Raw genomic sequence first — 15,306 nt, 5'->3', positions numbered from 1 at the left:
TACCTCGGGATTCCCGCTAGGCGGTCAATCCGCGGCGGACCAGGAGCGGCTGAATCTCCGGGGCGCGGCCTCGGAAGGATTCGAAGGCGGTGAGGGGGTCCACGGAACCGCCTCGGGCGAGCAGGCCGCGGCGGAATTGTTCGCCCTTGTCGCGGATGGTGGCGGCGCCGTCCTCGAACCATTCGACGGTGTCGGCGTCGAGTACTTCGCTCCAGATGTAGGAGTAGTAGCCCGCGCCGTAGCCACCCGCGAAGATATGGGCGAAGTAGCCGGTGCGATACCGGGGCGGGATTGCGGTGAGGGCGAGGCCGGCCTTGTGCAGGGCGGCCTCTTCGAAGAGTTCGGCGTCGATATCGGAGGTCTGGTCGGTGGTAATGCGGTGCCAGGCCCAGTCCAGAAGGGTCGCACCGAGGTATTCGACGGTGCGGAAGCCCTCACCGAATTGTTCGGCGGCGACGCGCTTTTCGATCAGTTCGGCGGGCATGGGTTCGCCGGTCTCGACGTGGTGGGCGTAATTGGCCAGGATTTCCGGCCGGGCCGCCCACATCTCATTGACCTGGGACGGGAATTCCACGAAATCACGCGGCACCTGCGTGCCGGAGAAGAACGGGTACTGCACGTCCGAGAACAGCCCGTGCAGCGCATGCCCGAATTCGTGGAAGAGGGTGCGGACGTTGTCCCAGGTCAGTAGCGCCGGGTCACCGGCGGGCGGCTTCACGATATTCAGATTGTTGATCACCACCGCCTTGGTGCCCTCCAGACCGGACTGGTCGACGAGCGAGTTCATCCAGGCGCCACCGCGTTTGGACGGGCGGGCGAAGAAATCGCCGAGGAACAGGCCCAGACCACTCCCGTCGGCGTCGAAGACCTCGAAGACGCGGACCTCGGGGTGGTACCCGACCAGGTCTTCGCGCTCCTGGAAGGTGATGCCGTACACCTGCTGCGCGGCATAGAAGACGCCGTCCCGCAGGACGCGCTCCAGCTCGAGGTACGGGCGCAGCGCATCGGCGTCCACCGAGAACCGTTCGGCCCGAACCTTTTCCGACCAGTACAGCCAATCCCAGGAGTGCAGTTCCCCCGCTTCGGGGTCGGCAGCGCGCATGGCCGCCGTCAACTCGACCGCCTCACGCTCGGCATTGGCGACGGCGGGCCCGATCAGGCGGGTGAGCATCTCCTCGACCGCCTCCGGCGTCTTCGCCGTCTGATCGGCCACGATGTACGCGGCATGGTCCGAGTAGCCGAGCAGCGCCGCCCGTGCGGCGCGCAGGCTCGCGATCCGGCCCGCGAGTTCACTATTCGGACTACTGACACCGAATCCACGGCCGAGCGAGGCCATCATCATCCGGTGCCGCACATCGCGGTCGGCCAGATCGGCGAGAACCGGCTGGTTGGAGACGTTCTGCAGGCTCAGCGCCCACTCCCCCTCGTGTCCCAGCGACCGGGCGTTCTCGGCCGCGGCGGCGACCGCGGTGGGGGCGAGCCCGGCGAGCTGCTCCTCGGCGTTCAGCAGCAGGGTGGCGGCGTTGGTGGCGGCCAGAATATTGTGCCCGAACTCGGTTGTCGCCGAGGCCAACTCCATATTCCAGGCCCGCAGCTGATCCTGCTCGGTGTCGTTCAGCGCGGCGCCCGCCCGCACGAACCGGGTGTGATACCGCTCGAGCAGCCGCGACTCCTCGGCGCTCAGCCCCAGGCTGTCGCGCTGTTCGTAGAGCGCCCGGACGCGGGCGAAGAGCTGCGGGTTCAGCAGCATCTCATCACTGAGCGCGGCCAGCTTCGGCGACAGCTCGGCCTCGATCGCCTCCGTCTCCTTACTGGAGTCCGAGGAGGCGATATTGAAGAACACATTGGCAACCCGGGTCAGCACGGCTCCGGAACGTTCCAGCGCCACGACCGTATTCGCGAAGGTCGGCGCATCCGCCGCAGCGGCGATGGCATTGACCTCGTCCAGCTTCTCGGCCATGCCCGCCTCGAAGGCGGGGAGATAGTGCTCCGCGCGGATCTCCGCGAACGGCGGCAGCTGGTACGGCAGGGTGCTGGGTTCGAAGAACGGGTTGCTCGTCACCACCGAACCCTATGCCGGAACCGCACAGGAGGCCCACCGAACCCGGTGCCCGCGTGATGTCGCCCGAATTAGCCTCGCTTCATCCGGGTATACGGGAGCTGTGATGGATTTGGACTGGAATGGCTCGTGGGTCAATGAGTACGGATCGCGGTTGACGATCACCGATGATGCGGACGGCCGGCTGAGCGGCACCTTCGAGACGGCATTGGGCGACAGCGCCTTCGCCGCCTCCGCGGTGCCCATCATCGGCCTGCACCGGGGTCCGTGCGTGCAGTTCTCGTTCGTGGCTGCCGGTGATATCGCGAGCATCTGCTCGTTCACCGGGCTGCTGCGGGAGGACAAGCTGCATGCGGCTTGGCATGTGGTCTCCGACGAGGCGATCAAACCGCCCTACCCGGGGGCAGAGCCCAAGCTGATGGCTCTGCCCTGGGCGCACGCGGTCCTGACCAATAGCGATACCTTCACTCGCACAAGCTGATCCGGCGAGTACTACTGCATCCGCTCCCAGCCGCGCGGCGGGTTCTGGGTGCCGAGGGATTCGTCGCGGCTGCGGTAGACGATGTACGGGCGGGTCAGGTAGCCGATCGGTGCGGAGAACACGTGCACCAGGCGGCTGAAGGGCCAGAAGGCGAACAGTGCGCAGGCGCAGAGCGCGTGCAGCTGGAAACCCAGTGGTGCGGAGACCATGAGCTCCGGCTTCGGCTGGAAGTAGAAGATGGAGCGGAACCAGGGCGCGATGTCCTCGCGGTAATTGTGGGCGTGGCCGGTCAGATTGCCGTACAGCGTCGCACCGAGACCGAGCGCCAGCGTCAGGCCCAGCAGGACGTACATCATCTTGTCGTTGCGGGTGGTCGCCGAGAACACCGGGCCGACGGTCCGCCGCCGATAGATCAGGATGAGCAGCCCGACCACGGTCGCCACCCCCGCAACCGCGCCGAGGCTGAATGACGCCGCGTGATACATGCTTTCGCTGATCCCGACGGCATCGGTCCACGACTCCGGAATCACCAGGCCGATGACGTGTCCGAGGAAGACGAAGATGATGCCGTAGTGGAACAGCGGACTGCCGAGCCGCAGCAGCCGGTTCTCGTAGATCTGCGAGGAGCGGGTGGTCCAGCCGAACTTGTCGTAGCGATACCGCCAGATCAGGCCGACCACGCAGATCGCCAGCGCGGCATAGGGAACCGCCACCCACAGCAGCACGTCATTGGCGCTGAGCGTCATCGGCGCGCTCCGATCACCTGCGGCATGTAGGTCGGCGGCGCGAACGGTTCCAGGCCGACGTCCTCACCGGGCGGTCCGGCGGCGACAAGCCGTGCGATGGCATCGTGTTCGTCGCCGCGCAGGGCGGGCAGGGTCGCCGACAATGATTCCAGAACACCGGTCCACGGGGACTGCGCGTCCCGCAGCGCAAGTCGCATGACCTCGATCCCCGCGCGGTGATCCTCGAGCAGTTGCTGCCCCGGTTCCGGGTACGCGGCAGCGAATTCCAGTACCACGCACAGATGATCGGACAGCTCGCCGTCATCGAGCACCAGCCCGGACGCACGATAGAGCTGCTTGAACTTCAGCAGCGCCATCCCGCGCTTCCGAGTGTCCCCGTACAGAAACCACGTCAGATACGGGCTGAACCGCTTGCGATGATCGAACGTCTCGACGTATTCGGTTGCCAGCGTGAGCGGTTGGCTGCGTTCGAGATGATTCAACAGCGGTTGCAACGGTGCACCGACTGCCTCCGGCAGCGCCGAGGCCGTCCGGCACAGCAGCGACAGCGAATCCAGCAGCCGCTCATCGGGATATCCGAGCAGCATCGATTGCACCTGCCAGGCTCCGGAACGCGCAGAATCGGTCAGCTTCATTTTCGGTGCCTTCCGCCGTTGGTCTGTGGCATGAGCCCGTCCGGGGCTCCGCGGCCGTCCCAATTGAGCAGATTGACGCGTCCGGCTCCTTCGATCGCCGCCCCGGTATCGGCGGTCTGGCGTTCCTGCAGCATGCGGAAGTTCTCCACCGCAACGGGAGTCAGGGGTCCGGAGCTCTCGCCGAACGGGCCCGAACCGGTCATACCGGGCCCGCCGTCGTAGTCGAGGCTGCAGTCGGTGGCCAATTCCTCCAGACCGTGCGCCTGTTCGGCGTGCGCGGGCGGAATGACGTAGCGGTCCTCGTATTTGGCGAGCGCCAGCAGGCGGTACATGTCGTAGAGGTCTTCTTCGCTCATGCCGACCTTGGCGGCGATCTCCGGGCGCGCCTCGCGGCCCAGATTCAGGTCGCGCATATAGCTGCGCATGGCGGCCAGCCGGCGCAGCACCGCGTCCACCGGTGCCGGATCGCCGGCGCTGAACAGCTCCGCCAGATATTCGATCGGGATGCGCAGCGCCTCGATGGCGGCGAACAGATTTCCGTGATCCTCGGCATCGTGTCCGGTATTGCGCAGGGAATCGACCACCGGTGAGAGCGGTGGGATGTACCAGACCATCGGCACCGTGCGGTATTCCGGATGCAGCGGCAGTGCCACGCGGTATTTGCGGATGAGCGCGTACACCGGCGAATTCTGTGCTGCCTGCACCCAATCGCGGGGGATGCCCGCCCGCTCGCAGGCCGCAATGACATCGGGATCGAACGGGTCCAGGAAAGCATCCCGCTGCGCCGCGTACAGATCCTTCTCGTTCGGGGTCGCCGCGACCTCCGACACGGTATCGGCGTCGTAGAGCATCAGGCCGATATACCGCAGCCGCCCCACGCAGGTTTCCGCGCACACCGTCGGCAGTCCGACCTCCAGGCGCGGAAAACAGAACGTACATTTCTCGGCCTTACCGGTCCGGTGATTGAAGAACACCTTCTTGTACGGGCACCCGGACACGCACATGCGCCAGCCCCGGCACTTGTCCTGATCCACCAGCACAATGCCGTCCTCGGCGCGCTTGTAGATCGCGCCGGACGGGCAGGAGGCCGCGCACGCCGGATTCAGGCAGTGCTCGCAGATACGCGGCAGATAGAACATGAAGGTGCGGTCGAATTCGAACTTCACCTTGTCGCCGACCTGCTTGAGCAGCGGATCACCCTGGGTCAGTTCCGGTGCGCCACCGAGATTGTCGTCCCAGTTGGCCGACCAGGTGATCTTGGTGTCCTGCCCGGTGATCAGCGATTTCGGGCGCGCCACCGGCGTGTGCTTCTGCACCGGTGCGGTGGTGAGCGTCTCGTAGTCGTAGGTCCACGGCTCGTAGTAGTCCGACAGCTCCGGCAGGATCGGATTGTCGAAGATGGTGAACAGCTTGCGCATCCGCCCGCCGCCGCGCAGTTTCAACCGGCCCTTGCGATCGACCGACCACCCGCCGCGCCAGCGGGCCTGATCCTCATAGGTCCGCGGATACCCCTGTCCCGGACGGGTTTCCACATTGTTGAACCAGACGTACTCGACACCTGCACGATTGGTCCACGTCTGCTTGCAGGTGACCGAACAGGTGTGGCAGCCGATGCACTTGTCGAGGTTCATCACCATCGCCATCTGCGCCATGGGTTTCATCGGTATTCGACCTCCTGGCTGCGACGGCGGATGACCGTCACCTCGTCTCGCTGATTACCGGTCGGGCCGAGATAGTTGAAGGCGAAGGAGAGTTGGGCGTAGCCGCCGATGAGGTGGGTGGGCTTGATGAGCAGGCGGGTGAGCGAATTGTGGATGCCGCCGCGTTTGCCGGAGGCCTCCGCGAGAGGGACGTCGATGAGGCGGTCCTGGGCGTGATGCATGTAGACGGTGCCCTCGGGCATGCGGTAGGAGACCACCGCGCGAGCCACGACCACACCGTTGCGGTTCACCGCCTCGATCCATTCGTTGTCCGCGATACCGAGTTTCGCGGCATCGAGATTCGACATCCAGATGGTGGGGCCGCCTCGGGAGAGGCTGAGCATGAACAGGTTGTCCTGATACTCGGAGTGGATGGACCACTTCGAATGCGGCGTCAGATAGCGCAGCGTCAGGCCCTGCGCGCCGTGCTCGCCGAGCTGTGGTTCGGCGAACAGCGCGGTCATATTGAGCGGCGGGCGGTAGACCGGCAACTGCTCGCCGACCTCCTCCATCCAGTCGTGATCGAGATAGAAGTGCTGGCGGCCGGTGAGAGTGTGCCAGGGCTTGTTTCGCTCCACATTGACCGTGAACGGCGAGTAGCGGCGGCCACCGGATTCCGAACCGGACCACTCCGGGGAGGTGATGACCGGAACCGGCGCGACCTGGGTATCGGCGAAGGTGATCTGCTTGCCCTCGTGCTCGGCGGACAGATCCGCCAGCGCGGTGCCGGTGCGTTTCTCCAGAGTGCGGAAGCCCTGGGTTGCCAAGTGCCCGTTGGTGGTTCCCGACAGCGCAAGAATCGCCTCGCACGCATCGATATCGCGGACCAGCGAGGGCCGCCCGTCGGCCGGGCCGCCACGCACCGTGCCGTTCTTCCGGCCCAGATATTCGATCTCGCGCTCCACCTCATAGGTGATGCCCTTGGTCGTGGCGCCGAGCTTGTCGAGCAGCGGCCCGAGGGCGCTCATCTTGGCGTGCACGGCCGTGTAGTCACGCTCGACCACCGTCAGACGCGGCATGGTGACGCCCGGAATCGGTTCGCACTCACCGGTTTTCCAGTCCCGGACCACACCGTGCGGGTTGGCCATCTCATCCGGGGTGTCGTGCAGTAGCGGAGTCGCGACCAGATCCTTGCGCACGCCAAGATGCCCGCGCGCCAGCTTGCTGAACTCCGCGCCGATGGTCATGAACGCGTCCCAGTCGGTGCGGGTCTGCCACGGCGGCGCGATGGCCGGGCTGAAGGAATGCACAAACGGGTGCATATCGGTGGAGGACAGATCGTGCTTCTCGTACCAGGTGGCGGCGGGCAGCACGACATCGGAGAAAATGGTGGTGCTCGTCATCCGAAAGTCCAGTGTCAGAAGCAGATCCAGCTTCCCGGTGGGGGCTTCCTCGTGCCAGACGATGTCCTTGGGCCGGGCCTCCGGTGGCGCCTCCTCCGCGCGCAATGAGGAGTCCGCGCCCAGGAGATGTTTGAGGAAGTACTCATTGCCCTTGGCCGAGGAACCCAAGAGGTTCGACCGCCAAATGGTCAGCAGCCGCGGGAAGTTGCGCGGCTCGTCGGGATCCTCGCAGGCGAACCGCAGCTGCCCCGATTTGAGTTGCGACACAATATGATCCGCGGGCGCTACCCCGGACGCCTCGGCCTCGTCCACCAGGTCCAGCGGATTGCGATCGAAGGTCGGGAAGGATGGCATCCAGCCCATGCGCGCGGTCTGCGCGATGAGATCGGCGGTGGAGCGGCCGGTGAATCGCCCGGCGCCATTGGTGCTGGTGAGCGTATCCGCGCTGAACGGGTCGTACCGGAACTGATCGGTGTGCAGATACCAGTAGGCCGTCTGAATCATCTGCCGCGGCGGGCGCGTCCAGTCCAGCGCATTGGCGACCTGCGCCCAGCCGGTGACCGGCCGGCACTTCTCCTGGCCGACGTAGTGCGCCCAGCCGCCGCCGTTCACGCCCTGGCAGCCGGTGAGGGTCGTCAGCGCCAGGAAGGTCCGGTAGATGGTGTCGGAGTGGAACCAATGATTGGTGCCCGCACCGAGAATGATCATGGACCGGCCGTTCGACTCCTCGGCATTGGCGGCGAATTCGCGGCCGATGCGCGCGGCCACCTCGGCCGGAACACCGGTGATGGTCTCCTGCCAGGCGGGTGTGCCCGGCTGGGTCGCATCCTCGTATCCGGTCGGCCACTCCCCCGGCATTCCGGGGCGATGCACCCCGTACTGCGCCAGCATCAGATCCAGCACCGTGGTGACCAGATGCCCGCCGACGGTCCGGGTGGGCACACCGCGCACCAGATCGGCGGCCGAACCGGCGCCGGTGTCGAACCTGGGCAGTGTCACCTGCACCGCGTCCGGCCCGTCCATGGACAGCATCGGCTGCACGTCTTCCAGTTGCAGATTCCATTTCCCGAGACCCTCGTCGCCGTAGCGGAATCCTAGGGAACCATTGGGCACCAGCGGTTTTCCGTCACCGTCCAGCAGGACCGTCTTGAATTCCGCATTCGCCTCGCTCGCGAACTCGGGAAGATCTGCGGCGGTGAGGAACTTGCCGGGGCGGAAACCGTTCTCGGTCTGCTCCAGCCGCACCAGGAACGGCAGATCGGTATAGCGGCGCACGTACTGCTGGAAGTAGGGCACCTGCCGATCGACGAAGAACTCGCGCAGGATCACATGGCCCATGGCGAAACCCAGGGCGCCGTCGGTGCCCGGATGCGGGGCCAGCCATTCATCGGCGAACTTCACATTGTCGGCGTAGTCCGGGGCGATGGAGATGACCTTCTGGCCGCGATAGCGCGCCTCGGCCATCCAGTGCGCATCCGGGGTACGGGTCACCGGAACATTCGAGCCCCACATAATGAGATAGCCTGCGTCCCACCAGTCTCCGGACTCCGGGACATCGGTCTGGTCGCCGAATACCTGCGGTGAGGCGACGGGCAGGTCGGCATAGAAGTCGTAGAACGAGAGCATCGCGCCGCCGATGAGCGACATGAACCGCGACCCTGCCGCGAAGGATGCCATCGACATGGCGGGAATCGGCGAGAACCCGGCAATGCGATCGGGTCCGTACGCCTTGATGGTGTGGACATGCGCGGCGGCAATGAGTTCCACCGCCTCATCCCAGCTCGCGCGGACCAGACCGCCGCGCCCGCGCAGACTCTTGTACCGGCGCGAGGATTCCGGGTCCGAGACAATCGATTCCCACGCCAGCACGGGATCTCCGGTGCGCCGCTTGGCTTCCCGGTACATCTCCAGCAACACCCCGCGAATGTAGGGATAGCGCACCCGCGTCGGCGAATAGGTATACCAGGAGAAGGCCGCACCGCGCGGACAGCCGCGAGGTTCGTACTCGGGCCGGTCGGGACCGGTGCTGGGATAGTCGGTGGCCTGGGTCTCCCACGTGATGATGCCGTCCTTGACGAACACCTTCCACGAGCACGAGCCGGTGCAGTTCACACCGTGCGTAGAGCGCACAACTTTGTCGTGGGACCAGCGATCACGATAGAAATCATCCGCTTGACGCCCGCCGGTGAGGTATTCGCTGCGCAGATCCGGTGACACGTCCGCCCGGGTGAAAAACCGTCTCGCCTTGATCAGCGCCTCGGTCAACTCCCCGTCCAGCACAGTGCCGTCCTTACGCACCATCCGCCCTGCCTCTCACCGTGATCGGGCGGCGCTTCCGTCGCACGATCTTCTCGAGCACACGAATAGCCGAACCGTACCGGCAAATATTGGGCAATTGGGGAAATTCGGAGGTGTCGGGCGAGCGTCGTCAGGCGGTCTGAGCCATGCCGGTGCGCTCCCACCGCGCGGCGGTGGACATCTCGGTAATGCCGAGGGCGATTGTGAACAAACCGACGGCTACCGAGAGTGAGACGGTCGATTGGAAGGGGCCGACGGCGACCACGGCGCCCACCACCGTCGTGCACAGCCCGAAGATCTCCTGCCAGCCCGAACCCTCGTACTCGTCCGACCAGGCCGCGACCAGTGCCTGCACGATTCCGCGGATCATCCAGCCCATGCCGATCCACAAGGCCAGCAACAGGACCCACTGGCCGCTGTTGATGCACCACAGGGCGAACAGGAGGGCCGTCAGCCCGCCGAAGAACTCCAGCACCTTCAGGGGGGTCGCGATATTTGCACCGAATGCCACGATGAACTGTGCGCCGCCGGTGGCCAGCAGGACCAGTCCGCACAGGATGCCCTCGACCGTCACGGATTTGTTCGGCCAGACCGCCAGCGTGACTCCGACCAGCACCGAACACGCGCCCACGACCAGCAGTGCCTGCCAAGCCCAGTCGGCAAACACCGCGGTACGCCCCTCGATCCGGTTGGTGGGCATGTATCGATGATATGACCGATTAGTCCAGATGACTGGAGGACTGCGGATCTCGCATGTCTGCACGGCATGCCGGGCGAGTCAGCTGAATCGCCGCATGTTCACGGAGCAGCACTGCCGATGTGTGCCATGGCGTGCGTCGCGAGGTAGTCGTGCAGGCGCGCGACGGCGGGGGTCGGCCGGTGGTTTCCGGCGACGAGGCCGATGCTGCGGTCGCGCGGACCGGCCAGTGCTATGCGATGCAGATCGGGGTGCGGGATTTCGGGTTCGGATAGCAGGGCGATGCCGAGGCCGTGCGCGACGAAGGCGCGCAGGGTTTCGAATTCGGTGATCTCGAACGGTACGCGCGGAACGAATCCGGCCTCGGCGCACCAGGAGTCGAGGAGATGGCGCAGATGGTAGGTCGGCGGGTTGGCGATGAACGATTCACCGGCCAGCTCGCCGAGATCGACCGCATCCCGATCGGCAAGGCGGTGCGTACGGGCGACGTAGAGGTGAATGCGCTGGTGGCCCAGCACCGTTGCCGGTAGATCGGCCGGCGCGGGGATCATGACCGCGAGGTCCAGCCGCCCCTCCCTGACCTGGGCGGCCAGCGCTTCTCCGTGAGCTTGCACCAGGTGCAAGCGGATTCGCGGCGCACTGCTGTGGAAGTCGGCCAGCAGCGACGGCATGCTGACCGGGCCCAGCGTGAGCGGGAAACCGAAGCGCACGAGACCGCTCTCCGGATCGGCATTGCTGCGCACCACGCTGACTGCGTCGTCGAGTGCGCTCACCAGATTCCGAGTGCGCTCGAACAACTCTCGACCAGCCGGGGTGAGCGTGACACCGCGGCCCACCGGCTGGAACAACTGCACGCCCAGCGTCTTCTCGACGCTTTTCAAACGGCGGCTCAGCGACGATTGCGGAATGCCCAGAACCTGTGCGGCGCGTGTGATGTGACCCTCACCTGCGGCCGCATCGAAGGCGGCGAGCAGCGGCACGAGCGCCTCGACCTCGGCCGACACATATCCATCCATATTCGGATGATAAGCGCCCGAAATCGACATTGGACGGATGAGACGGCTCGGCATGACGATGTCCTCAGGACCACAGACCAGGAGGCAGTCGTATGGAAGGCATGCGCGAGGCGGCGGAATCTACCGCCGCGGCAGAGGAATTCGATGTGGTCCTCATCGGAGGCGGCATCATGTCGGCAACGCTGGGGGCACTGCTGGCCAAACTGCAGCCGGAATGGTCGACGGTCATGTTCGAACGCCTCGGCGAGGTCGCGGCCGAGAGCTCGAATGCGTGGAACAACGCGGGGACCGGGCATTCGGGGTTGTGCGAACTGAACTACATGCCCGATCCCGGCGACTCCGCGAAGGCCGAGCAGATCGGTCAGGCGTTCCAACTGTCCCGGCAGTTCTGGGCCGCGCTGGTCTCCGACGGCGACATTGCGAATCCGGCCGCGTTCCTCAATTCCACACCGCATATGGATGTGGTGTTCGGCGCACGCGATGTCGCCTATCTGCGAACGCGATTCGAGACACTGCGGTCGCTGCCATTGTTCTCGGCAATGCGGTACAGCCAGGATCCCGAGGTCATCGCGGAGTGGGCGCCGCTGCTGATGGCCGGGCGCGACCGCGCGGAACCGGTGGCCGCCACCCGATACGAGGGCGGTACCGATGTCGACTTCGGTGCTTTGACGTGGGCACTGGTGGAATCCATGACCGCTGCGGGTGCGCGGGTACGGACTCGGCACGAAGTGACCGCATTGCATCGAGACTCCAACGGGCTCTGGACGGTCCGCGGACGGGATCGGAATACCAAGCGGCGCTTCACTGTCCGTGCGCGGTTCGTGTTTGTCGGAGCGGGTGGATACGCCCTCAAGCTGCTGCAGAAGGCACATATTCCCGAGGTCGAGGGTTATGCAGTATTCCCCTTCGGCGCCCAGTTCCTGCGCACCGACAATCCCGGAATCGTCGAGCAGCACAATGCGAAGGTCTACAGCCAAGCCGCAATCGGCGCACCGCCCATGTCCGTGCCGCATCTCGACAAACGGGTGGTCGATGGTCGCGAATCGCTGTTGTTCGGTCCCTACGCGACATTCAGTACACGGTTGCTCAAACATGGTCGGCTCATCGATCTGTTCACGACCCTGAGGTTGCGCAATATCGGCGTACTGCTCGCGGTCGGAGTGCAGAACCTGGCACTTGTCGGTTACCTGATCGGGCAGTTGCTGTCCACGCGGCACAGGAAATTCGCACAGCTGCAACGGTTCTACCCCGCCGCCGACCGTGCCGATTGGTATCCGGTGCAGGCCGGTCAGCGCGCGCAGCTGGTCAAACCGGATCCCGGCAAGATCGGATTACTGACCTTCGGCACCGAATTGGTGACCGGTGCGGACGGAACGATCGCGGGCCTGCTGGGCGCCTCCCCCGGTGCCTCGACCGCCCCGGCCATCATGATCGATCTGCTGCATCGGTGCTTCTCGGATCAGCGACTCTCATGGGAGCCGGCGATCCGGAAGATGATGCCCGCCATCGATACCGATCAGCATTCCGTCGACGCCTATCTGGCTCGAACGGCGGACATCCTCGGACTGACCCCGTAATCAGCCGACTACTCCGGCGCCACGAAGCCGCCGATCTCCTGCTCGAGCAGTTCGGCCAGCCGCAGCGGAGTACGGTCCTCGAGCATCGGACCGATGAGCTGCACGCCCACCGGCAGGCCCTCGGGTGACCGGCCCGCGGGTATGGCGGTGGCGGGAAGGCCGGGCATTGTCGCCAGGCCCGCCCAGACGAGCTGATCGCCGAACGGGTGTGCCACGCCGTCGATATCGAGCCGGCGCTCCACGAAATTGGGGTTGTGGTCATGCGGGAACGCGGGAGTCGGGGTGATCGGAGTGACCACAACGTCGAATTCGGCGAACAGCTGCCGCCAGCTTTGGCGATGAGCCTCGCGGCGATCGTTGGCGGCGGTCCAATCCCGATAGCTGGACGCAGCGCCCCGCAACCGTGCGGCGTCGAGGCTCCGGTCGTCCGGGGCCACCGCGGCCGCGAAGGTCCGCATCAGTTCGTACCTGTCCTCGGGAAAACCGGCGGCGAGCGTCGCCAGCAGCAACTCGGTGTAAAGCGTTGCGGCATCGGTCAGGTCGGGCAGTAGCGGACTGTGCCGTTCGACGCGCGCGCCCGCGGCGACGAGTGCGTCGGCGACCCGGTTCACGCCCGCCCGCACTGCGGACCCGGTCGGAATGATCGGATGCTCCTCCAGCACCAGGACACGGAAATCCGCGAGGCGCTCGTGGCGCGAGGGCCGCAGTGCCAAGTCGTATCCGACACCGAGCGTCAGCGGATCCGGTCCGGCCATCACGTCCAGCAGCAGGGCGAGGTCACGGGCGGTCCGTGCCATCGGGCCGACGACGGACAGGTCACGGTCGGAGGGCAGTGCCGGTGCGGGCGGCGGGATGTGACCGCGCGTCGGCACCAGGCCGTAGGTCGGCTTGTGCGCGTACACGCCGCAGAAATGTGCGGGCGTGCGCAGCGACCCGCCGATATCGGACCCGATGGACAGCGCCCCGAATCCCGACGCCAGCGCCGCCGCGGATCCGCCGGAGGATCCACCCGGGGTCCGCTCGAGGTCCCACGGATTATTGGTGGTCCCGTAGATCTCGTTGTAGCTCTGCAGATCCCCCAGCATGATCGGCACATTGGTCTTCCCGAGCACCACCGCGCCCGCGGCCTTCAACCGCGAAATCTGTACCGCGTCCTGCTCCGGTACGAAGTCCCGCTGCTCCGGCACACCCCAGGTGGTCGGCAGCCCCGCGACGTTATAGGACTCTTTGACCGTCACCGGAATCCCCAGCAGCGGCCCGTCCTCCCCCCGCCCGCGCGCCTCATCGGCCGCGCGCGCGGCATCCCGTGCCCGATCGAAATCCGGCACACACACCGCATTGATCGCCTTGTCGTCCCGCTCGATACGAGCGATGGCCTCCTCGGTCAATTCCACCGAGGAAACCTCACCCGCCCGCAATGCCGCCGAAAGCTCTTCAGCCGACTGAAAACTCCACTCCATCGGTCCGACAATACCGTTCCGCCCGGCCACGCCGAGCGCCCGAATATCTGCCTGCACCACCGCTATCCGGAGATGTCGGCCGCGGTCAGTCGGCGACGACCGTTCCCTGGTGGTAGAGAATCGTCCAACCATCGGCTGTGCGTTGCCAGACGGTGAGCCGCCGGGTCAGTCGATCCGCGTGGTCGAGCGTGTAGGTGAGCAGATAGGTGTCCGGGGCGATCTCGCGCACCTGGAAGTCGCTGGTTTTCCACGAGTCGCTCTCGCCCTGATCCTGCACTGTGGCGAGTTGCCGCTGTTCCAGAGTGGCCCAGACGAATTCCCTGCTGTAGCGCCGGCCCGAGGCGCCGGTCTCCCAGAAATCCGGCGCCGTCGACCGCTCGAAATCCTCCCGAGTGGTGCCGAGCTCCGGGCGGTGAAAGATCGGTTCCCGGCGTTCCAGTTCGGCGAGCACATCCAGCAGGCGGGGCGCGGTACGGCGATCGGGTTCGGGTGTCGAATGCTCCACGACGATCATCTTGCCAATCGCGGGGCGGGGCGTTGCCTCACGGTCTTACTGCGGCTCAGCGGAACCGAGTAGGGGCAGGTAGTTGCTGAGGTGGCTGGATGCGGTCAGCATGGCAAGGCCGCGGGCTGTGAGCCTTTCCTGCCAGCCGATCATCGAGGCGGCGAGGGCGTCTGTGCCGCCCGCGGTGCGGATCTGGTGGACCACGGTGGATATGTGGTCCAGGGGGTAGCCGCCGCGCCGGAGGAGGTGGGTGAGTTCGGCGTCGCGGAGGTCGGCGGCGTGGAAGACGCGGTAGCCGGTGGCGGGATCTCGTGCAGGGGTGAGGATTCCGACGCTCTCCCACTTTCGCACTGTCGCCGGAGTCACGCGGAGACGGTGGGCGAGTTCGCCGATGGTTCGGACACCGTCGGCGGTCGGGCGGCCAGGGGTGGATTCCGTCGTCAGATGATCGATGGCGCTCCGGACTGTGGCGAGGGTTTCCCGGTCTCGGAGCAACTGAGTGTGGCCGTGGTCGATCGCCGTGAGGGCGGCGTCCAGTCTGTTGCCGTGGAGTGCGGTCATGATCTGACCAGCGGCGGAGTGGCCGTAGGCCGGAATGAGCGCGAGATAGGTGCGCAGGGCTGCGGCATGCGCCTCGGTGTAGATCCGGTAGCCGGTGGGGGTCCGGGAGGCAGGCGGAAGGCAGCCGTCCTGCTCGTAGTTGCGGACGGCCTGGGTGGAGATGCCGTGCTCTCGGGCGAGGTCGGCTGGTCGCAGGATCATCATCGATTTGAGACTTTACCGCTCGAA

General features: G+C 65.8%; 12 protein-coding genes. 2 read left to right on the top strand and 10 right to left on the bottom strand.

Features of this window, described 5'->3' with window-relative positions; genetic code table 11:
- Positions 1–16 precede the first annotated feature (16 nt).
- Entirely contained in the window at positions 17–2,062 is a 2,046-nt protein-coding gene (locus OG326_RS24320) for a M3 family metallopeptidase (RefSeq protein ID WP_327139427.1), read from the bottom strand.
- Between the two features lie 103 nt (positions 2,063–2,165).
- Between OG326_RS24320 and OG326_RS24315 the strand changes: the two genes are divergently transcribed.
- A complete protein-coding gene (locus OG326_RS24315; RefSeq protein WP_327139426.1) occupies positions 2,166–2,540 on the top strand; it encodes an avidin/streptavidin family protein in 375 nt (124 codons plus the stop codon).
- Positions 2,541–2,551: 11 nt separating this feature from the next.
- On the opposite strand, the gene narI is transcribed toward OG326_RS24315, so the two are convergent.
- The 6 genes from narI to OG326_RS24285 form a co-directional block, all read right to left on the bottom strand.
- Positions 2,552–3,286, bottom strand: coding sequence for a respiratory nitrate reductase subunit gamma (narI, locus tag OG326_RS24310; protein ID WP_327139425.1), 735 nt, complete (start codon positions 3,284–3,286; stop codon positions 2,552–2,554).
- Positions 3,283–3,921 carry a nitrate reductase molybdenum cofactor assembly chaperone gene (gene narJ / locus OG326_RS24305; RefSeq protein WP_327139424.1) on the bottom strand — a complete coding sequence of 213 codons (639 nt, stop codon included), beginning with the start codon at positions 3,919–3,921 and terminating at the stop codon, positions 3,283–3,285. The genes narI and narJ overlap by 4 nt, the downstream gene beginning before the upstream one ends.
- Positions 3,918–5,582: a nitrate reductase subunit beta gene (gene narH / locus OG326_RS24300; protein WP_327139423.1), complete on the bottom strand. Its 1,665-nt coding sequence runs from the start codon at positions 5,580–5,582 to the stop codon at positions 3,918–3,920. The genes narJ and narH overlap by 4 nt, the downstream gene beginning before the upstream one ends.
- The gene (locus OG326_RS24295) at positions 5,579–9,265 is read right to left on the bottom strand and encodes a nitrate reductase subunit alpha (protein ID WP_327139422.1); all 3,687 of its coding nucleotides are present in this window, start codon (positions 9,263–9,265) and stop codon (positions 5,579–5,581) included. Before OG326_RS24295 ends, narH begins: the two co-directional genes overlap by 4 nt.
- Before the next feature lie 127 nt (positions 9,266–9,392).
- On the bottom strand, positions 9,393–9,962 hold the full coding sequence (locus OG326_RS24290; protein WP_327139421.1) for a DUF308 domain-containing protein: 570 nt from the start codon (positions 9,960–9,962) through the stop codon (positions 9,393–9,395).
- 98 nt (positions 9,963–10,060) lie between these two features.
- Entirely contained in the window at positions 10,061–10,975 is a 915-nt protein-coding gene (locus OG326_RS24285) for a LysR family transcriptional regulator (protein WP_327139420.1), read from the bottom strand.
- A 92-nt stretch (positions 10,976–11,067) separates the two neighbouring features.
- Between OG326_RS24285 and mqo the strand changes: the two genes are divergently transcribed.
- Positions 11,068–12,552, top strand: a complete 1,485-nt coding sequence (mqo, locus tag OG326_RS24280) for a malate dehydrogenase (quinone) (protein ID WP_327139419.1) — start codon at positions 11,068–11,070, stop codon at positions 12,550–12,552.
- Between the two features lie 8 nt (positions 12,553–12,560).
- Here the strand turns inward: mqo and OG326_RS24275 are convergent, their stop codons facing one another.
- From OG326_RS24275 to OG326_RS24265, 3 genes are all read right to left on the bottom strand, one after another.
- On the bottom strand, positions 12,561–14,012 hold the full coding sequence (locus OG326_RS24275) for an amidase (RefSeq protein ID WP_327139418.1): 1,452 nt from the start codon (positions 14,010–14,012) through the stop codon (positions 12,561–12,563).
- 85 nt (positions 14,013–14,097) lie between these two features.
- Positions 14,098–14,526 carry a nuclear transport factor 2 family protein gene (locus tag OG326_RS24270; RefSeq protein ID WP_327139417.1) on the bottom strand — a complete coding sequence of 143 codons (429 nt, stop codon included), beginning with the start codon at positions 14,524–14,526 and terminating at the stop codon, positions 14,098–14,100.
- Between the two features lie 36 nt (positions 14,527–14,562).
- Positions 14,563–15,279, bottom strand: coding sequence for a TioE family transcriptional regulator (locus tag OG326_RS24265; protein ID WP_327139416.1), 717 nt, complete (start codon positions 15,277–15,279; stop codon positions 14,563–14,565).
- Positions 15,280–15,306 lie beyond the last annotated feature (27 nt).

Origin of the sequence: Nocardia sp. NBC_01327 (assembly GCF_035958815.1) — a bacterium.
Classification (GTDB): Bacteria; Actinomycetota; Actinomycetes; order Mycobacteriales; family Mycobacteriaceae; genus Nocardia.
Note: the sequence above shows the minus strand (reverse complement) of the source record. Positions and strands in the feature narration are given on the sequence as shown.